The organism is Streptoverticillium reticulum (assembly GCF_047456005.1).
Taxonomy (GTDB): Bacteria; Actinomycetota; Actinomycetes; order Streptomycetales; family Streptomycetaceae; genus Streptomyces; species Streptomyces reticulum.
In genome coordinates this window covers 1,912,869-1,930,756 of sequence record NZ_CP179755.1, presented here as the reverse complement: position 1 = coordinate 1,930,756, position 17,888 = coordinate 1,912,869, and the positions used below count along the sequence as shown (strand labels likewise).

Here is a 17,888-nt window from a genome sequence, read left to right as displayed (position 1 = left end):
GCCACAGACCACCCGCAGTCGAGGCACCACCCCAGGGGTCCGGGGCGAAGCCCCGGGTACTTCAGCTGCGGGAGCGTCGTGGCTGGTCGCGCAGTTCCCCGCGCCCCTTACGGGGCGCCCGGTGCAGGCGCGTCGTGGCTGGCCGCGCCCGCGCGGCGGAGCCGCTGGGGGTACCTCCTGGGGGCACCCCCAGCGGTAGCTGGGGGAGGTAGCTGGAGGAGAAACAGCCCCGCGCCCCTACGGGGCGCTACGTCAGGGGCGCGTCTCCAGGACATGCACCCGCAGCGGCGTCCCGAACTCCGGGTGCACCGTGTCCCGCTCCGGACGCATGCCGAGCTTGCGCATGACCCGCTGGGAGGCGGTGTTCCCGGCGGCGCTGATGCTCACGATCCGGGCCAGGCCGCGCTCGCGCAGCGCGAAGTCCAGCGCCGTGCGGGCCGCCTCGGTGGCCAGCCCGTGCCCCCAGAACGGCCGCCCCAGCCGCCAGCCGATCTCGAAGGCGGGCAGCACCTCCGGCAGGAACAGCGGCACCGATAACCCGGCGAATCCGGCCAGTTGGCCGCTGTCCCGGCATTCCACCGCGAACAGCCCGACCCCGCGCTCCTCCCACGTGCGCTCCCACACCGCGATCCGGGCCGCCGTCTGCTCCCGGTCCTGCACCGAGCCGTCCCCGATCCAGCGCATCACCTCGGGGTCGGCGTTGATCGCCGCCATCGCGTCGAGGTCGTCCTCGCGCCAGCGGCGCAGCGTCAGCCGGGGCGTGCACAGGGTGGTCGTCATGGGGGGATCCTGCCCGCGGGGATGCGGATGTCACCCGCGCGGGCCGTTCCGCTCAGCCCGTCGCCGGCACGGAGGTCGCCGCCGAGGTGTCCGACGGCAGGGGGCCCGCGGTCCGCCACCACTGCAGCAGCTGCGTGTACGAGGACGAGTCGCCCGACGTGGTCTTCGCCAGCGAGAGGATCGACAGGTCGTTGTTGATCCACTCGACGTAGGTGGAGCCGTCCTGGGCGTCCTTGTAGCAGGACATGACCCCCACGGGCTTCTGGCCGACCTGGTACGACTGCTTGCCGTTGAGCGGTGTGGACGCATTGCAGGCGTCGTAGCCGAAGGAGTACGGGTTCAGGTCCGCCTCCCACTGCTTCTGCATGGCGTCCTTGTCCGGGAACTGCTCGTACAGCACGGGGAATCCGGCAGCGGACTTGCAGGTCGCCGCGGCGACGGCGGCGGCCGGGAGGTCCGGCTTCCCGGTGGGGGTGCAGGCGCCGCGGATGGCGGGGGGTATGTGCGAGAGGAGCGAGTCGTCGGCGGCGGCCGCCGCCCGGGCCGGCGCCCCGGCGAGCAGGGCGAGGCCGGCGACTCCGGCCGCCACCGCCCCGGTCCTGAGGAAGGCCGACGACGGGCGGAAGACGGCGGGCACGCTGCGCATGGCTTGCTCCTCGGGACGGGCGGCGGCAGGTCTGCGGAGAGTTTGTTGAACATCGCACCGGCTACGGTGGGGTACACCACCGTGCGCCCCTTTTCCTGCGCCTTTGCGCTTCGCCGCTGCGGGCGAACCGTTACTGCAACACAGTCTCCGGACCGTGGACGAATCACGGCCACCGACCATGATCGCCACACCTTTTACGGTTCCCATGCGCTCCTCGCAGGACAAAAATCGCTGATTTTGCGGGGTGCGATGCCAGGGTGAACATGTGCAGTCGCACAGCCCTGTGCTGTCGCCCGGAACCGGCGACCTGCCACGCCAGACGAGAGGCGCACCACACCCATGCACGACACCGACGACGGCACGCAGTCCCGCCGCTTCGGCCTCCCCACGGCCACCGCGCTGGTCATGGGGAACATCATCGGAGGCGGCATCTTCCTGCTGCCCGCCTCCGTCGCCCCCTTCGGCACCGTCAGCCTGCTCGCCTTCGGCGTGCTCACCGTCGGCGCCATCGCGCTGGCCCTGGTCTTCGGCCGGCTCGCCGAGCGCGACCCGCGCACCGGCGGTCCGTACGTCTACGCGCGTGAGGCCTTCGGCGACTTCGCCGGGTTCCTCTCGGCCTGGTCGTACTGGACCATGACCTGGGTCAGCAACGCCGCCCTGGCCGTGGCGGGCGTCGGCTACTTCCACTTCCTGACCGGCGTGAAGCCGTCGACGGGCGCCGACCTCACCGTGGCCCTGGCCTTCCTGTGGCTCCCGGCGCTGGCGAACCTCGCCGGCACGCGCTGGGTGGGTGCGGTGCAGATGGTCTCCACGGTGCTGAAGTTCCTGCCGCTGCTGTTCGTGGCCGTCGTGGGCATCTTCTTCTTCGACCCGAAGAACCTCGGCCCCTTCACCGAGGGCGGCGGCAACTGGACCGGCGGCCTGACCGCGTCCGCCGCGATCCTGCTCTACAGCTACGTGGGTGTGGAGTCCGCCTCCGTCAGCGCGGGCGCGGTCCGCAACCCCGAGCGCAACGTGGGCCGCGCGAGCGTCCTGGGCACCATCGGTGCCGCTCTGGTCTATCTGCTGGGCACCCTGTCTGTCTTCGGGAGCGTCCCGCACGACAAGCTGGTCAAGTCCACCGCGCCGTTCTCCGACGCCGTCGACGTGATGTTCGGCGGCAGCTGGGGCGGCATGCTCATCGCGGCCGCCGCGGCGATCTCCATCTTCGGCGCGCTCAACGGCTGGACGCTGATGAGCGCCCACTCGCCGTTCGCGGCCGCCAAGGACGGCCTGTTCCCGGCCGCGTTCGCCAAGGAGAAGCGCGGCGTGCCGACCTTCGGCGTGCTGGCCGCGGCCGTGCTGGCCACCGGCCTGACCGTCATCAACTACACGTCCGGCTCGGGCGGGGTGTTCAACATCCTCGTCCTGGTCACGACGTTCTCCGCGACGGTCCCGTACCTGCTCGCCGCGGCGGCGCAGGTGTACTTCCTGCTGACGGGCCAGGGCCACAAGGTCAACCCCGGCCGGATGACGCGGGACATGGTGCTGGCGGTGGGCGCGTTCGCGTTCTCCTTCTGGCTGGTGGCGGGCGCCGGTTACGCGGCCGTGTACCAGGGCACGCTGTTCCTGTTCGCGGGCATCCTCGTCTACGTGTGGATGGCCGGCCGGCGCAAGGCGGCCGAGGCCGCCGATGCGGCTCCCGCTGCCGCGGAGCAGGTGTCGGAGCCGGTCGCCGGCTGACGACGCTCATCTCCGACGCAGCGGGCTGCCGGTTCGGACCGGCAGCCCGCTGCTGTCTTCACCAGCCTTGCTTCACCTTGGCGGGTGCGGTGTTCCAGCTCTTGGGTATGAACGTGATGGCGTAGGTTCCGCGGTCGAAGTCCGCGTATCCGGCGGACCAGTTCCGGAACTTGCTCTCGTATACGTGCATGGGACCCAGGTCGCTATTGGGCGCGTGATAGTGGTTGGCGTGGGTCCATATGGTGTTGTCGGCATCCGCTTCCGTCTGGGCCCCGAACCAGCCGTAGTCGAAGTTGACCCAGCCTTCGCCGGGGTTGGCGGGGCTGCGCGGAATGTTTCTGTCCTTCGACATGTCGACCAGGCCTGTGCCCTGGTCGGGGCGGAAGGCGTCCGGGTCGCCGTACTTCCTCTTGTCGGAGGAGCCCCGCTGGTCCTGCCCGCTCCAGAAGTGCTTCGAGTAGATCACCGCCTTCATCTGGGACGGGTCGTAGTTGCCTCCGTCTCTTTCCCGGAAGGACGGTGTGTTCCTCAGCGCCGAGTAGAAGTTCGAGCGGCTGTCCTCGTGGAGCAGAGCGTCGTTGCTGTTCGTGAGCTCCGTCTTGAGGTTGTCGAGGTACGTCCCCTCGTCGTGCGCGTTTTCCAGGGCCTTGTTCATGATGGCTGCCACATCACGCGCCCGCTGGAAACCCTTCCCCTCGTCGAAGCTGTCCTTGGCGATGCGCCCCTCGAACTCCGCCTGCGTTTCGTCGGGCCGGGGCCTGGCGTTCTTCAGGTTGTTCTTGTACTTGTTCTCATCGAAGTACGCGAACGCCAATTTGTTCGTCGGGTAGGGGCCCGAATTGACCCAGGTGACACCGACGCAGCCGTAGGACAGCTTTTCCCGCTCTTCTTCGGTCATCTGCTGCTTCGCGCCGTCGTGTTGGCTGTAGACCTGCTGCCACTTGCGTATGTAGTTGTTGACGATCGTGGTGGCCCTGCCTCCGTAGGCACGGTACGCGTCGGGCATCCTGTTGAGCGGCTCGGCGGGAGGGGTCTCCCTGTCGTCGGAGGCCCGGAAGGAGGCGCCGGGGCTCGGCGACAATCCCGCCGGAGGCTTGCCGGGCTGACCCGCGGTCAGGGCCGCTTCGTTCAGTGCGTTGATGTTCTCGACATCAACTGCCGTCAGGCCGTGCGTCGTGGCGTAGGAACCCTTCATTTCCGCGTCGCTGCCGCCGGCGGCCTGGCTGACGGACGGCACGAGTCCAGCGGTGCATATGACCGCACCCACAGTGGCGAAGGCGAGGAATCTCCGACGGTGATACACGAAAATCAATGACTCCCTTGTATTGGAATTCCATGACATGAGGGCGTGCGAGACCGCAGACGCAACCGTCAGGGTCGTCACGTCTCGGCTCCTGGATGAGTGATCAGGGCGATACGAGGAGTGATCATGTCCCCCGGTTAACTCCCCGGCAACATCACGGCTTTGAAATCGGCCACTCTGTGACGTACGGCGGTATCTGGCCAGGTATCCGGTCCGGCCGGCGTGGGGTGCAGGCAACTACCCCTGAGGTAATCGCGCCGGGAACCGTCCCACGGCAAGGTGATGGCCACGGACCTCCGGACCCGCGCACTCGGGTCCGGAGGGACGTGGCCCTTTGCATTCAGCCGTCCGAGGAGATCCGTCATGTCGCAGTACGAGACCGCCGTCGCCCGCTACTTCGCGGCCTGGAACGCCACCGACCCCGCCGCCCGGGCCGAGGCCGTGGCCGCCGCGTGGAGCGAGGACGGCTCCTACACCGACCCGCTCGCCGACGTCAGCGGGTACGAGCACCTCGCGGCCGTGATAGCCGGTGCACACGAGCAGTTCCCCGGCTACGTGTTCCGGCAGACCGGCGCCGTGGACGGGCACCATGACACTGCGCGGTTCTCGTGGGAGCTGGTGTCCGCCGCCGACGGGTCGGCGCCCGTCGCCGGTTCTGACGTGATCACCCTGGCCGGGGACGGCCGGATCCGTACCGTCCTCGGCTTTCTCGACCGGGTGCCCTCCGCTAGCGCGTGAACTCCTTGAGGGCAGCGGCCGTTTCCGGATCGGCGGGGAGGAAGGCCTCCAGGGCCAGTTCGGAAACGGTCACGTCCATGGGGGTGTTGAACGTCGTGATGGCCGAGACGAACGACAGGGTCCGGCCGGCGTGCTCGATCACCAGCGGCAGCGCGAGGGGCGCGGCCGCCCGCCCGCCCGCCGTGACCTCCTCGCCGGGCCGCTCCGCCTGCTCCGGCAGGGGATACGCGCTCACCTCGTCGTAGACGGCCCGCAGGGCGGCCGACCGCACGTGTGCCAGCTGCCGCTCCATCTGGTGCAGCAGGTGCCCGCGCCACTCGCGGAGGTTGCGGATGCGCGGAGCCATGCCGTCCGGATGCAGGGTGAGACGCATGGCGTTCAACGGGGGAGTGAGCAGCGACTCCGCGACGCCCTCCAGGAGCATCGCGATGCCGCTGTTCGCCGCCATCACCTGATAGGCGCCGTCCACCACCAGCGCGGGGAAGGGCTCGTAGCCCTTCAGCAGGCTCTCGACCCCTTCCCGCAGGCCGTCCAGCGCCGGGTCGTCCAGCGGACGTTCCGGGTAGTGCGGTGCGTAGCCGGCGGCCATGAGCAGGACGTTGCGCTCGCGCACGGGGACGTCCAGATGATCCGCGAGGCGGAGCACCATCTCGGGGCTCGGGCGGGAGCGCCCGGTCTCGATGAAGCTGATGTGCCGGGCGGAGGAGTCGGCACGCAGGGCGAGTTCGAGCTGGCTGATACGGCGCCGGGTACGCCAGTCGCGCAAGAGCGCGCCCACGCCGCCCACACCGGTTCCGGGTGTCACCACAGTTGTCATGGCCCGACCGTACAAACGGCCGGTGTGCATGGGCGCGACAACGCCCCAGTCCCATGGGACGCTTGCATCACTGCGGATGCGACGACGAAGGGACGGGCGATGGCTGTCGAACCGCTCTCGCAGAAGGACGTGGAGGTACGCCTTCAGGAACTGCCCGGCTGGGCCGTCGACGGTGACCGGATCACCCGGACGTATTCCTTCGACGGGCACTTCCAGGCTGCCGCCATGGTGATCCACATCGCGCAGATCCAGGAGGAGCTCAACCATCATGCGGACGTGATGCTGGGGTACAACACGGTGTCACTCGCCGTGAACACGCACAGCGCCGGGGGCAAGGTCACGGAGCTGGACGTGCAACTGGCCCGCCGGGTGGAGGCGGTTGCCTCGGGTCACGGAGCGCGGTGACCCTTCACGCCGGACGGACCGGAGCGGTCCGCCCGGCGTGTCATCGACTCAGTTCCAGTCGAAGTCGTCCGGGTTCGGGCCCAGTCGGGTGCCGTTGTCGAGGGCGGCGATCGCCTTCATGTCGTCCTCGTCGAGGGTGAAGTCGAAGACGTCGATGTTCTCGCGGATGCGGGAGGGCGTCACCGACTTCGGGATCACCACGTTGCCCAGCTGCAGGTGCCAGCGCAGCACCACCTGGGCCGCCGACTTGCCGTGCTTGGCGGCGATGCCGGCCAGCACCGGGGCCTTGAGCAGCTCGCCGCCCTGGCCGAGCGGCGACCACGCCTCCGTCGCGATGCCGTGCTCGGCGTGGAACGCGCGCAGCTCGGCCTGCGAGAAGTGGGGGTGCAGCTCGATCTGGTTGACGGCCGGGACGAGCGACGTCTCGGCGAGCAGCCGCTCCAGCTGCGGGACGTGGAAGTTGGAGACGCCCACCGCCTTCGCCCGGCCGCTCTCGGCGATCTCGGCGAAAGCGCGCCAGATGGTCAGGTAGTCGTCGCGCATGGCGCGCGGCCAGTGGATGAGGTACAGATCCACGTAGTCGAGGCCCAGCTTGGCCAGGGACGCGTCGAACTCCCGCAGGACGCCGTCGCGCGTCCAGGTCTCGGACGCGCTGTTCCACAGCTTGGTGGTGACGAACAGCTCGTCACGCGGGATGTCCGAGGAGGTCAGCGCCTTGCCGGTACCCGCTTCGTTCTCGTACACCGCAGCCGTGTCGATGCTGCGGTAACCCGCCTCGAGGGCGGTCGACACCGCGGCGGTCGCCTCGGCATCCGGAACCTGCCAGACGCCGAGGCCGAGCTGCGGCATCTCGACGCCGTTGTTGAGGGTGATGGACGGGACCTTGCTCACGAGCAATCGATCCTTACTGGTTCGGTTCGGAAGCGCTTACTCCAAGCGTCAACCGGAACCACTCGCGTCGCATTCCCGCACACCTGGCTCATTTGCCGTAGAGCGCCTCGACCTCCACGGCATACGCCTTCTCTATCGCCCTGCGCCGGAGTTTCAGCGTCGGTGTCAGCAGGCCCTGCTCCTCGGTGAACTGCGCGCCCAGGATCCGGAAGGTCCGGATGGACTCGGCCTGCGAGACCAGGGTGTTGGCGGCCACCACGCCCCGCCGGATCTCGGTCTCCAGATCCGGGTCGCGCACCAGCTCCGCCGGCTCCATCGGCGGCTTGTCGCGCATCTGCAGCCAGTGGGCCACGGCCTCCGGGTCGAGGGTGACCAGCGCGGCGACGTAGGGGCGGTCGTTGCCGACCACGATGCACTGGGAGATCAGCGGGTGCGCCCGCACCCGCTCCTCCAGCACCAGCGGCGAGACGCTCTTGCCGCCGGAGGTCACCAGGATCTCCTTCTTGCGGCCCGTGATCGTCAGATAGCCGTCCTCGTCCAGCGAGCCCAGGTCCCCCGTGGCCAGCCAGCCCGACCGGAGCGCCGCCTCCGTCGCCCGCGGATCGCCGAGGTAGCCGCTGAAGACCTGGCCGCCGCGCACCCACACCTCGCCGTCGTCGGCGATGTGCACCGTGGTGCCGGGGACGGGCACCCCGACGGTGCCGAAACGGGTGCGCTCGGGCGGGTTGGCGGTGGCGGCGCCGGTGGTCTCCGTCAGCCCGTAGCCCTCGAAGACGGTGATGCCCGCGCCCGCGAAGAACAGCCCCAGACGCCGCTCCATCGCCGAACCGCCCGACATCGCATAGCGCACCCGCCCGCCCAGCACCTCGCGGAAGCGCGCGTAGACCAGCCGGTCGAACACCTGGTGCTGCAGGCGCAGGGCGGCGCCGGGCCCGGGCCCCGTGCCGAAGGCGCGGGCCTCCTGCGCCTCCGCGTAGCGCACGGCCGCCTCGGCGGCCCGCTCGAACGGGCCCTCCCGGCCCGTGCGCTCGGCCTCGCGGCGGGCCGTGGCGAAGACCTTCTCGAAGACGTACGGCACCGCCAGGACGAACGTCGGCCGGAACGCCTGCAGGTCGGGCAGCAGTTCCTCGGCCGACAGCTGGGGCTGGTGGCCCAGCTTGACCCGGCCGCGCACCGCCGCGACCTGCACCATCCGCCCGAAGACGTGGGCCAGGGGGAGGAAGAGCAGGGTGGACGCCTCGTCGCCGGGCCGGGAGCGGAAGACCGGCTCGTAGCGGCGGACGAGGTTGTCGGTCTCGGTCATGAAGTTGGCGTGGGTCAGCACGCAGCCGCGGGGGCGGCCCGTGGTGCCCGAGGTGTAGATGACGGTGGCCGGCGAGTCGGGGGTGACGGCCATGCGGTGCCGGTGCACGACCTCGTCGTCGATGCGGGCCCCGGCCTCGGCCAGCTCCTCCAGCGCCCCGGCGTCGAGCTGCCACAGCCGGGCCAGGTGCGGGAGCCTGCCGATGACCGAGCCGATGGTCATGGCGTGGTCCTCGTGCTCGACGACGCAGGCGGTCACGCGGGCGTCGTGCAGCATCCAGAACACCTGCTCGGTGGAGGAGGTGGGATACAGCGGCACGGGCTGGGCGCCGATGCACCACAGCGCGAAGTCGAACAGCGTCCACTCGTAGCGCGTACGGGACATGACGGCCACCCGGTCGCCGAACCGGACGCCCTGCGCGAGCAGGCCCTTGGCCAGGGCGAGCACCTCGTCCCGGAAGGCGGCCGCCGTGACGTCCTGCCACGCGCCGGCCACGCGGCGGCCGAGGGCGACCCGCCCGGGGTCCGCCTCCGCATGGTCGAAGACGACGTCCGCCAGACCTCCGGCCCGGGGCGCCGTCACCAGCGACGGCTCGGTGACTTCGCGCAACGGCTCCTCGCTCCTCGCGGTGTCCGGGCGTGCGGCGGCACGGCCGGCGCGGCACGGCAGGGTGCCCGCACAGCGCCGTGACCGTACCCGGCTCCTCGGCGGAGCGAACCCCTCCGCCGCGCCGCGCCGCGCGGCCTCGACGGGATCCGCACGGAACCTCCGCGCCGTCCGACGGCTATCCGCACAGGAACGTCACGGACCCACGGGGGACCCGGCAACACCGCGGGCATCAGGGCACCATGTCGCCCCGTGAGGGGCGCGGGGCCGTTTCCATATGCGGCTCCGCCGCGTGGGCGCGACCAGCCACGACGTACCCGCGGTCGAAGTCCCGGGGCTCTGGGGTGGTGCGTCGGCTGCGGGCGCGTCGTGGCTGAGCGCGCCCACGCGGCGGAGCCGCATATGTGAACAGCCCCGCGCCCCTCACGGGGCGCCAGGGCGTCACGGGCCCGTCGTCGTGGCCGCGGGGGCCTGGAGACGGTCGCCGCCCGCCAGGATCGCCTCCGCGAGCGCCTCCGCGGCACCGCGGGCCGCACTGCCCCGGGCGGCGCCGTGGAGCAGCACCACGTCGATGCCGCCGAGCTCCGGCAGCCCGGCCCGGGCCGGGAGCCGCACCAGGCCCGGCGGGATCATGCCGCTGGTGTGCGCCATGACGCCCAGGCCCGCGCGGGCCGCCGCCACCAGACCGTTGAGGCTGCCGCTGGTGCAGGTCACCCGCCAGGCGCGGCCGTGCTGCTCCAGCACCTCCAGGGCGCGGGCCCGGGTCACGGCGGGCGGCGGGAAGACGACCAGCGGCAGCGGCCGGTGCGGGTCCAGGCGCAGCCGCTCGCTGCCGATCCACACCAGCTGGTCCCGCCAGACCAGGCGGCCCGGCGGTTCCTGCGGGCCGCCGGGGTGGTCCGGGCGGCGCTTGGCGAGCACCAGGTCCAGCCGCCCGGCCGCGAGCCGGCGCTGCAGGGTGCCGGAGAGCTCGACGGTCAGCTCCAGGTCCACCTCGGGGTGGTCGCGGCGGAAGGTCTCCAGGATCTCCGGCAGCCGGGTCAGCACGAAGTCCTCCGAGGCGCCGAAGCGGAGCCGCCCGCGCAGCCGGGTGCCCGCGAACCAGCTCGCGGCCCGCTCGTTGGCCTCCAGGATCGTGCGGGCGAAGCCGAGCATGGCCTCCCCGTCCTCGGTCAGCGTCACGCTGTGCGTGTCCCGGGCGAACAACTGCCGCCCGGCGGCCTCTTCCAGGCGCCGCACCTGCTGGCTCACCGTCGACTGCCGCACCCCGAGGCGGCGCGCGGCCTGGGTGAAGCTGAGCGTCTGGGCCACGGTGAGGAACGTGCGCAGCTGCGTCGGATCGAACACATGGCCAGAGTAGCTCTGGTTATCGGATGGCGTGATGGCAGTGAGCACGGTGAACGGGGTTCCCGATGAAACGGGGGAAGGGCAGGCTGGACGGCATGCGCCGCCTCCTCGCCCGTCTCCCCGTGGACCCCTACATAGCCGCCCTGCTCGGCACCGTCCTCCTCGCCGCCCTGCTGCCGGCCCGCGGCACGGCCGCGACCGCCGTGGACGGCGCCTCCACCGGCGCGGTCGCCCTGCTCTTCTTCCTCTACGGCGCACGGCTCTCCACCCGTGAGGCCATGGACGGTCTGCGCCACTGGCGGCTCCATCTGACCGTCCTGGCCTGCACGTTCGCCGTCTTCCCGCTGCTCGGGCTGGCCTCCCGCGGCCTCGTCCCCTACGTCCTGACCCCGCAGTTGCAGACCGGGCTGCTCTTCCTGTGCCTGGTGCCGTCCACCATCCAGTCCTCGATCGCCTTCACCTCCATCGCCCGCGGCAACGTGGCGGCCGCGATCTGCGCCGGCTCGTTCTCCAGCATCGTGGGCATCGTGCTGACCCCGCTCCTCGCGGCGGCACTACTGGGCAACAACGCCGTCGGCTTCTCCCTCGACTCCCTCCTGTCCGTCGTGCTGCGGCTCCTGGTGCCGTTCGTCGCCGGACAGCTCCTGCGCCGCTGGATCGGCGGCTTCATCACCCGCCGCAAGAAGGTCCTGGGCTACGTCGACCGGGGCTCGATCCTCCTCGTCGTCTACGCCGCGTTCAGCGAGGGCGTGGTCCGGGGCATCTGGCACCAGGTCACCCCGCTGCGGCTGCTGGCGCTCCTGGGGGTGGAGGCCGTGCTGCTGGCGGTCATGCTCGCCTTCACCAGCCTCGGCACCCGCCGGCTCGGCTTCGGGCGCGAGGACCGCATCGCCATCACCTTCGCCGGATCGAAGAAGAGCCTGGCGGCCGGGCTGCCGATGGCGACCGTGCTGTTCGGCGCGGACGCCGGGCTGATGATTCTGCCGCTGATGCTCTTCCACCAGCTGCAGTTGATGGTGTGTGCGGTCCTCGCCAAGCGGTACGGGCGGCAGTCCGGGACGCCTGCGCCCGCGGGCCTGGCGGCGGAGGCCCCGGCTGCTGCCGGCTGAGCGCCGGGTGCGGGCCGGTTGTGGCTGGTCGCGCAGTTCCCCGCGCCCCTTCGGGGCGCGGTTGCCTTACGGGGTGCCGTTGTTGACCGTGTCCAAGGGCAGCCACAGCACCGTCTTGCCCTGAGACGTCACCTTCACCTCGTCCAGCTCGCCCGTCAGGAACTCGCGTGCGTCCGGTTTCTGGCCCAGGTGCACCCCGAACGTCGACGTGCGGCTCACCGACCCGGGGACGTCGGGCACTGCTGTTGCGGTGTCGTCGACGGTCAGCGTGAGCCGGCCCGCCGCGCGGCGCAGCGTCAAGTGGTGCCACTGGCCGTCGTTGTACGCCCCGGCCGAGTACACCGTCGCCGTCCGGGCCGGCGCCGCCCCGGCGACGGCGGTGACCTGCGCCGCGACCCGCCCCGCCGCCGGCTCGCCCCGCAGCGACACCTGCGGGGACCCGCCGACCCCGCCCATCCACAGGAACGGCTGCTCCCCGTCCTCCGCGCTGTATCGGAACCACAGGGATGCCGTGAACTCCCGGGTCCCCAGGGGGAGTTCGCCCCGGTAGGGCAGGCGCACCGCGCTGTCCTCGCCGTCGAAGGCGAGCGCCCCGCCGAACCGTCCCGCCACCGGGCGCGCTCCGCCCAGGACCGCGGCGCCCTCCGCGCCGGGTGCGCGGTCGGGAGTCGCGGGGTCCGGCCCGCGCCGGGGGCCGAGCCAGTCCTCGGTGAAGCGGGCGAAGCGGATCTCGTCGCGCGCGTCGCGCTTCCCGGCCTCGTAGAGCAGCCCGACCGTGCCCGGGCCGGTCACGGTCATGTCGGAGTACCCCGACCAGTCGGCCGTGACCCGCCGGCCGTGATCGGCGCTCTCCCAGGTGCGCCCCTGGTCGTAGGAGGACCGGATGGTCATGGTGCGGCGCCGGTCGGGATCGGCGGGTGCCGAGATCAGCCAGCGGCCGGGGTGCAGGGGGACGACGGCTCCCTGCACCATGGGCGTGTAGAGATCCGGCAGGGCCCGGAACGGCGCGGCGAAGCTCGCGCCGCCGTCCCGGCTCACGGCCTCGTCGCGGTTGCCGAGGTCCGTGCCGCCCTGCTCGCGGCCGTTCACATAGATGTCTGCGTCATCGCGCTCCGCAAGGGTGAGTTCGGAAGGCTTCTGGCGGTAGGTGTCGTCCCGGGCGATGGGGTAGGTGTCGGTGGCGCCGAGGCGCCAGTGGGCTCCGCCGTCGTCGCTCAGGGCGAGGGCGGCGTGGTTGGCGGAGGTGTGCACACCGTCATGGCTCTCGGCGTTGACCCCGATCACCAGGCGGCCGCGGTGCGGGCCGTGCGCGAGCTGGATGCCGTGGCCGGGGCCGGTGGCGTACCAGGAGTTCCAGCCGGACGGCCGGAGTGCCGCGGTCAGATCGCGTGGCTCCGACCAGTTGGTGCCGTCGTCGTCGCTGTACTGCAGATGCGGGGTGCGATTGCAGGGCACGTCGCAGTTCGCGGCGTCGTCGCGCCCCTCGTTGTAGGTGCTGGCCAGGACGATGCGCCCGGTGCGCCGGTCCACGACGGGCGCGGGGTTGCCGTGGGTGTCGCCGTCACCGGGGTCGACGACCTGGAGCGGCCCCCAGGTGCGGCCGCCGTCGGTGGAGCGCTTGAGGACGATGTCGATGTCGGTGGCGTCACCGCAGTTGCGCTTGCGGCCCTCGGCGAAGGCGAGCAGGGTGCCGTGGGTCGTGGTGACGATGGCGGGGATGCGGTAGCAGGCGTATCCGGGGTCCTGTTCCGCCGTGAACAGCACGCGCTCCTCGAAACCGCCGCGCGCGTCACCGGTGTTCACCGCCGCGCCCTCGGCCCCGGCCGGGGCCGGGTGGGGGAGCAGGGCGAGCAGGGCGCCGGAGAGCAGCGCCGCCGTGGCCCGTCTGGCTTTACGGGAACGGATGGTGACGAACCGTCGGAAACCACACCTGATGCCGTGTCTGATGAACGCAAGGTGAAGGTTGCTGGAATGGTTGCCGCAAAGGCTGTTGGGAGGATGCGCCGCCGCCATGGCCCGTCCCTTTCGCGTACGGGCCGCCGGGGCCCCACGTGTCCGGTGGGTCAACGTACGGGGCGGTCTCCGCTCTCACAAGGAACCCTCGGCGACCGTCAGTCGAAGGAGGCACAAAGGCTTACGCGGGCCGCAGTATCACCTTGCCCTGATTGGTGCGCGACTCGATGATCTCGTGCGCCTTCGCCGCATCCTCCAGCGGCAGTTCCGCGTGGACGTGCGGCCGCAGCCGGCCGGCCACGAACAGCTCCCACAGCTCCTGCCGCCACTGCTCCATCAGCGCGGGTTGACTGCGCGCTATGAGCGCCATCTGGAAACCGATCGCGGATTTCGCGCCCACCAGGAGGTCGTACGCCTGCAGGGTGCCGCCGCCCGAGCTGTAGGTCACCAGTCGTCCGCCCGGCGCGAGCGCGGCCAGGCACGGGGAGAGCAGCTCGCCGCCGACCGCGTCCAGGGCGATGTCGACCGGGTCGCCCCAGGAGGCCTCCTCGTACGTGACGACCTCGTCCGCGCCCAGGGACCGCACGAACTCCGCCTTGGCCGCCGAGCCCACCGCCGCCACGACCCGCCCTGCGCCACGCGCCTTGGCGAGTTGCACGGCCAAGTGGCCAACGCCGCTGGCCGCGCCCGTCACCAGCACCGACTCGCCCTCGGCCGGCCTGGCGGCCTCGTACGCCCCGAGGGCGACCAGACCGCAACGGACCAGCGCGACGGCGTCGGCCGGGGTCGCCCCGTCGGGGATGCGCGAGGCCATCGCGGTGTGCAGCAGGGCGAAGTCCGCATAGCCGTCGCCGAAGCAGAGGCCCGTCACGCGCTCGCCCACCGCGAACTCCGTCACCTCCGGGCCGACGGCGACGATCTCCCCGGCGACCTCGCCGCCCAGGCTTGCCGGCAGCGGCATTCCGCCCTCGCGCACCTTGCGGACGACGGGCAGCGTCACCCCGATCGCCTCGGCGCGCACGAGCAGCTCGCCCGGGCTGGGCCGGGGCGCCTCGGTCTCCTCGATGCGCAGGACCTCGGGGCCGCCGTTCTCGTGATACCGGACGCGACGCATGGCATGCACCTCCATAGTCTTCAGTCTTCGACAGGGCTGGCTGCTGAGCTTGGCCGGAGCCGTCAGGGCTCCCATCATTGGGCTCCCCATCGTTGGGCTCCCCAATGAATGACTCCACCGTACACGACTTCATTGGGAACTCCAATGGTTTTCCGGATAGGCTCACCCCATGGCAGACACCAAGGCGCAGACCACGGCGCAGGCCGAGGCGCAGAGCGCGGCAGAGACCGCGGCACGGACCACGGCACGGGCCGCGGCGGACCCCACGCCCGCGCTCGACCGGATCCAGGCCCTCCCCAGCTGGCTGCTCAACCGCGCCTCCGTGCGCGGCCGCCGCCTCGTGGCCGAGGCGCTCGCGCGCGACGGGATGCGGATGCCGCACCACGCGGTGCTCTCCGCCGTCGCCGACCTCGAACCGGTCGCCCAGGCCGAACTCGGGCGCACCACCGGCTTCGACCCCAAGGACATGGTCGGCCTCCTCAACGACCTCCAGGACCAGGGCCTCGTCACCCGCGCCCCCGACCCCAACGACCGCCGCAAGAACTCCATCACCCTTACCCCCCAAGGCCGCAAGCGTCTCACCCGCCTCGCCAAGCTCGGCGAAGAGGCCAACGAGTCCCTGCTGTCCGCCCTTTCGCCCGCCGAGCGCGAACTCTTCCTCGCCCTCCTCCAGCGCGTCGTCGAAGGCGAGGACTGACCCCGGAGGTTCCCCCCGGCACTCTCCGCCCGCCTTTGTGCCGGAGTCGTGACGATCTTTCTGGGAAAACCTCCGCAGCGGCGCTCCCGATCTGGTGAGATGTCCCCTTGCACGCGATCGGATGTGCGAAGCCAGGACACGGCAGAGGCGCGGGGGCAAGTGCGGATGGCACGGGAATTCGGGGATCTCCTGGGATTGCCCCGGGCGCTTCCCGACATGCCGGTCTCGCCCCTTGTCCCGGCTTACGCGGACCTCCGTGCGCAACAGACGGCACTGGGCCTCCGACACGTCGCCGACGGGCTGTTCCCGCCGGTTCCGGGGCGGCCCGCACCCACCGTGCGCTTCCTCGTCCTCGACGGCCTGCGCATCCCCGGCCGGGGCGGCCGCCCGCGCCACGTCGACCGCGATCTCCTCGCCCGGATCGGTGCCGCACTGCCCCGGACCGGGACACCGTCCGGCACGGACGGGACACCGTCCGACACGGACGCCTGGACCGGGCTCCTGGCCCGTTACGACGCCGCGCTCGCCGACGACCCGATGGGGCTGCGCCGCATCGTCCTGTACGAACTCCTGCGCCTGCTGCACGAGGAACCGCGCGGCCCCCGGCCCGAGGCGGCCGTCGACCTGGGCGTCGACCCCTCGGAGGCCTCGGCCCTCGCCTTCGCCGCCCGCCGGGCGCCACGCCTCGACCCCGTCCGGCGCGCTGCCGCCGAGACCCTCCCGGACGCCTGGCGCGAGCGCCGCATCCGGCACGCCCGGTCCCTCGCCGCACAACTGCCGACTCCCTTGGGCGATCAGCGTCTCTCCCGTCTCGTCGCCCGCATCGACGCCCGCGCACGGCACGTCGACGACCTGGTGCGCGAAGCGAACGCCCTGGCGCGGGCCGACGTCCCCGCGGCGGCCGAGCGCTACCTGAGCGCTGCACAGGCCGCCGAGGACGACCCGCACGCCCTGCGCGGCCTCATCCGCACCGGCCGACGGGAAGGCCTCCGGACGGAGCCCGGCCAGGACGGCGTTCGCCTCGCCTGGCGGCCCGACGCCACCGGGCCGGGCGTCCGGACCTGGCGGATCCTGCGCCACACGGCCGGTCACGCCCCTGTGGCGGCAGGGGAGGCCGAGTCCCCCGGCGACGGCGCGGGCAGCGCCGTCCTTCGCTTCACCGACACCGCCGCGCCCCTGGGCGAGCGCGTCCGTTACGCCGTCCTGCCGCTCGACGCCGGCCGGATCGCGGGCCTGCCCCTCGTCGGTACGGACGTGCTCGTCGCACCCGAGGCCGGTGACATCGCCCTGGCCGACGCCCGTGCCCGCATCGACGCCACGTGGCGCACTCCGCCGGGCGCCCGGCGTGTCACGGTCGTCCGCACCGGCCCGCATCCGGAAGCGCAGGCCGTCGAGATATCCGTCGGCCCGCACGGTTTCCGGGACGACGGGCTGCCGCCGGGGACGTACACGTACCGGATCGGCTGCGTCTACCGCACGGCCGCCGGCCGCGACGTCCGTTCGCCGGGAGTGTGCGTACGCCGGACGGTGCACCCCTGGCCCGATGCCGTCACGGCCCTGACCGTGCGGCCCGGTGACACGCCCGGCACTCTGACCGTGGCCTGGACGGGCGGGACCGTGGGGGAGGTCCGCCTGGTGGAGTGGTCCGGGCCGCCGCCACCGCCCGGGCAGGACGTCCCCGTGGGCGATCCTCTGCCGCCCCGGCTGCCCTGGCCGGGCTCGGGGGCGGCCGGGCTCCGGCCGCCGTGCGGCACCACGACGACCATCACCGCCGTCACGGTTCTCGGCGAGCGTGCCGTCACCGGCGCCAGCGTCCGGGTCCATGTTCCCGAATCCATCGGAGCGTTGACGGCCCGCCGGCCCGAACCCGGCCGCGTGCGGCTGACCTTCGACTGGCCGCGTCCTGCGGACAGCGTCCTCGTCCGCTGGTGGCAGGACGGCGCGGCACGGGAGCGCAGCATCGCCCGCAGCACCTATCTTCGCGAAGGGCTGTACCTCGACGTCACCGGCTCGGCGGCACGGTTCGAGGCCGAACCGCTCATCGCCACGGACTGCGACGTGACGCTCCCGCCCGTGCCCGCGGAAGCGGAGATACCGGCCGACGTCGCCGTCGCGTACACGGTCGAACGCACGGGACGGTTCTCCGGCCGGCGCCGCGTGAGCCTATGCGCCGGCGTTCTCGGCGGAGCCGGCCGCGAGCTGCCCGAGCTCCCGGAACTGCTGCTCGTCGCCCGTACCGCGGCCGAGCCCCTGCCCCGCACGCCCGACGACGGAACCCTCGTGCTGCGGGTGAGCGGAGGGGAATTGAGCGAGGGCCCGGTGTGCCGCGACGTGGGCGCGGCAGTGGCCGCCGCAGGCATCCGCCGCCCCTACACGCTGCGCGCCTTCCTGCTCGGTCCGCACGCCCGCGCCGTACGCCTCGAAGACCCTCCGTACAAGGACCTGGTGGTGCGCTGA

Annotated in this window: 15 protein-coding genes; 6 read left to right on the top strand and 9 right to left on the bottom strand. The window is 71.9% G+C overall.

The genetic code is table 11. From position 1 onward, the window contains the following. Positions 1-252 precede the first annotated feature (252 nt). Both ACMATS_RS08615 and ACMATS_RS08610 read right to left on the bottom strand, forming a co-directional pair. Positions 253-780 carry a GNAT family N-acetyltransferase gene (locus tag ACMATS_RS08615; protein ID WP_414167534.1) on the bottom strand — a complete coding sequence of 176 codons (528 nt, stop codon included), beginning with the start codon at positions 778-780 and terminating at the stop codon, positions 253-255. A 52-nt stretch (positions 781-832) separates the two neighbouring features. Further along, a complete protein-coding gene (locus ACMATS_RS08610; protein ID WP_390778048.1) occupies positions 833-1,426 on the bottom strand; it encodes a hypothetical protein in 594 nt (197 codons plus the stop codon). 339 nt (positions 1,427-1,765) lie between these two features. Here ACMATS_RS08610 and ACMATS_RS08605 point away from each other — a divergent pair, with 339 nt between their 5' ends. Then, positions 1,766-3,148: an amino acid permease gene (locus tag ACMATS_RS08605; protein ID WP_414167533.1), complete on the top strand. Its 1,383-nt coding sequence runs from the start codon at positions 1,766-1,768 to the stop codon at positions 3,146-3,148. Between the two features lie 58 nt (positions 3,149-3,206). Here the strand turns inward: ACMATS_RS08605 and ACMATS_RS08600 are convergent, their stop codons facing one another. Continuing rightward, complete coding sequence (locus ACMATS_RS08600; protein ID WP_414167532.1) at positions 3,207-4,532, bottom strand: protein-glutamine gamma-glutamyltransferase; 1,326 nt, start codon at positions 4,530-4,532, stop codon at positions 3,207-3,209. A 282-nt stretch (positions 4,533-4,814) separates the two neighbouring features. On the opposite strand from ACMATS_RS08600, the gene ACMATS_RS08595 reads away from it, so the two are divergent. Further along, positions 4,815-5,189, top strand: a complete 375-nt coding sequence (locus ACMATS_RS08595; protein ID WP_390778045.1) for a nuclear transport factor 2 family protein — start codon at positions 4,815-4,817, stop codon at positions 5,187-5,189. On the opposite strand, the gene ACMATS_RS08590 is transcribed toward ACMATS_RS08595, so the two are convergent. Continuing rightward, entirely contained in the window at positions 5,179-6,006 is an 828-nt protein-coding gene (locus ACMATS_RS08590) for a helix-turn-helix domain-containing protein (protein ID WP_414167531.1), read from the bottom strand. The genes ACMATS_RS08595 and ACMATS_RS08590 overlap by 11 nt on opposite strands. 99 nt (positions 6,007-6,105) lie before the next feature. On the opposite strand from ACMATS_RS08590, the gene ACMATS_RS08585 reads away from it, so the two are divergent. After that, a complete protein-coding gene (locus ACMATS_RS08585; protein ID WP_414167530.1) occupies positions 6,106-6,411 on the top strand; it encodes a 4a-hydroxytetrahydrobiopterin dehydratase in 306 nt (101 codons plus the stop codon). A 48-nt stretch (positions 6,412-6,459) separates the two neighbouring features. On the opposite strand, the gene ACMATS_RS08580 is transcribed toward ACMATS_RS08585, so the two are convergent. The 3 genes from ACMATS_RS08580 to ACMATS_RS08570 form a co-directional block, all read right to left on the bottom strand. Continuing rightward, positions 6,460-7,302, bottom strand: a complete 843-nt coding sequence (locus ACMATS_RS08580) for an aldo/keto reductase (protein ID WP_390778042.1) — start codon at positions 7,300-7,302, stop codon at positions 6,460-6,462. Between the two features lie 88 nt (positions 7,303-7,390). After that, a complete protein-coding gene (locus ACMATS_RS08575; protein WP_414167529.1) occupies positions 7,391-9,214 on the bottom strand; it encodes an AMP-dependent synthetase/ligase in 1,824 nt (607 codons plus the stop codon). A 438-nt stretch (positions 9,215-9,652) separates the two neighbouring features. Then, a complete protein-coding gene (locus ACMATS_RS08570; RefSeq protein WP_414167528.1) occupies positions 9,653-10,558 on the bottom strand; it encodes a LysR family transcriptional regulator in 906 nt (301 codons plus the stop codon). Between the two features lie 65 nt (positions 10,559-10,623). Here ACMATS_RS08570 and ACMATS_RS08565 point away from each other — a divergent pair, with 65 nt between their 5' ends. After that, positions 10,624-11,667, top strand: a complete 1,044-nt coding sequence (locus ACMATS_RS08565; RefSeq protein WP_414167527.1) for a bile acid:sodium symporter family protein — start codon at positions 10,624-10,626, stop codon at positions 11,665-11,667. Between the two features lie 66 nt (positions 11,668-11,733). Here ACMATS_RS08565 and ACMATS_RS08560 read toward each other — a convergent pair whose 3' ends face one another. Together ACMATS_RS08560 and ACMATS_RS08555 are read right to left on the bottom strand one after the other, a co-directional pair. After that, positions 11,734-13,680: an exo-alpha-sialidase gene (locus ACMATS_RS08560; protein WP_414167526.1), complete on the bottom strand. Its 1,947-nt coding sequence runs from the start codon at positions 13,678-13,680 to the stop codon at positions 11,734-11,736. 121 nt (positions 13,681-13,801) lie between these two features. After that, positions 13,802-14,734, bottom strand: coding sequence for a quinone oxidoreductase family protein (locus ACMATS_RS08555; protein WP_414167525.1), 933 nt, complete (start codon positions 14,732-14,734; stop codon positions 13,802-13,804). A 169-nt stretch (positions 14,735-14,903) separates the two neighbouring features. Between ACMATS_RS08555 and ACMATS_RS08550 the strand changes: the two genes are divergently transcribed. Further along, on the top strand, positions 14,904-15,431 hold the full coding sequence (locus ACMATS_RS08550; RefSeq protein ID WP_414167524.1) for a MarR family winged helix-turn-helix transcriptional regulator: 528 nt from the start codon (positions 14,904-14,906) through the stop codon (positions 15,429-15,431). 216 nt (positions 15,432-15,647) lie between these two features. Then, on the top strand, positions 15,648-17,888 hold the full coding sequence (locus ACMATS_RS08545) for a hypothetical protein (RefSeq protein ID WP_414167523.1): 2,241 nt from the start codon (positions 15,648-15,650) through the stop codon (positions 17,886-17,888).

Excerpts from the sequence above, each read along its gene's own strand:
- ACMATS_RS08615 (WP_414167534.1), bottom strand. The coding sequence starts at position 780 with ATGACGACCACCCTGTGCACGCCCCGGCTGACGCTGCGCCGCTGGCGC.
- ACMATS_RS08610 (WP_390778048.1), bottom strand. The coding sequence starts at position 1,426 with ATGCGCAGCGTGCCCGCCGTCTTCCGCCCGTCGTCGGCCTTCCTCAGG.
- ACMATS_RS08605 (WP_414167533.1), top strand. The coding sequence starts at position 1,766 with ATGCACGACACCGACGACGGCACGCAGTCCCGCCGCTTCGGCCTCCCC.
- ACMATS_RS08595 (WP_390778045.1), top strand. The coding sequence starts at position 4,815 with ATGTCGCAGTACGAGACCGCCGTCGCCCGCTACTTCGCGGCCTGGAAC.
- ACMATS_RS08590 (WP_414167531.1), bottom strand. The coding sequence starts at position 6,006 with ATGACAACTGTGGTGACACCCGGAACCGGTGTGGGCGGCGTGGGCGCG.
- ACMATS_RS08585 (WP_414167530.1), top strand. The coding sequence starts at position 6,106 with ATGGCTGTCGAACCGCTCTCGCAGAAGGACGTGGAGGTACGCCTTCAG.
- ACMATS_RS08565 (WP_414167527.1), top strand. The coding sequence starts at position 10,624 with ATGAAACGGGGGAAGGGCAGGCTGGACGGCATGCGCCGCCTCCTCGCC.
- ACMATS_RS08560 (WP_414167526.1), bottom strand. The coding sequence starts at position 13,680 with ATGGCGGCGGCGCATCCTCCCAACAGCCTTTGCGGCAACCATTCCAGC.
- ACMATS_RS08555 (WP_414167525.1), bottom strand. The coding sequence starts at position 14,734 with ATGCGTCGCGTCCGGTATCACGAGAACGGCGGCCCCGAGGTCCTGCGC.
- ACMATS_RS08550 (WP_414167524.1), top strand. The coding sequence starts at position 14,904 with ATGGCAGACACCAAGGCGCAGACCACGGCGCAGGCCGAGGCGCAGAGC.
- ACMATS_RS08545 (WP_414167523.1), top strand. The coding sequence starts at position 15,648 with ATGCCGGTCTCGCCCCTTGTCCCGGCTTACGCGGACCTCCGTGCGCAA.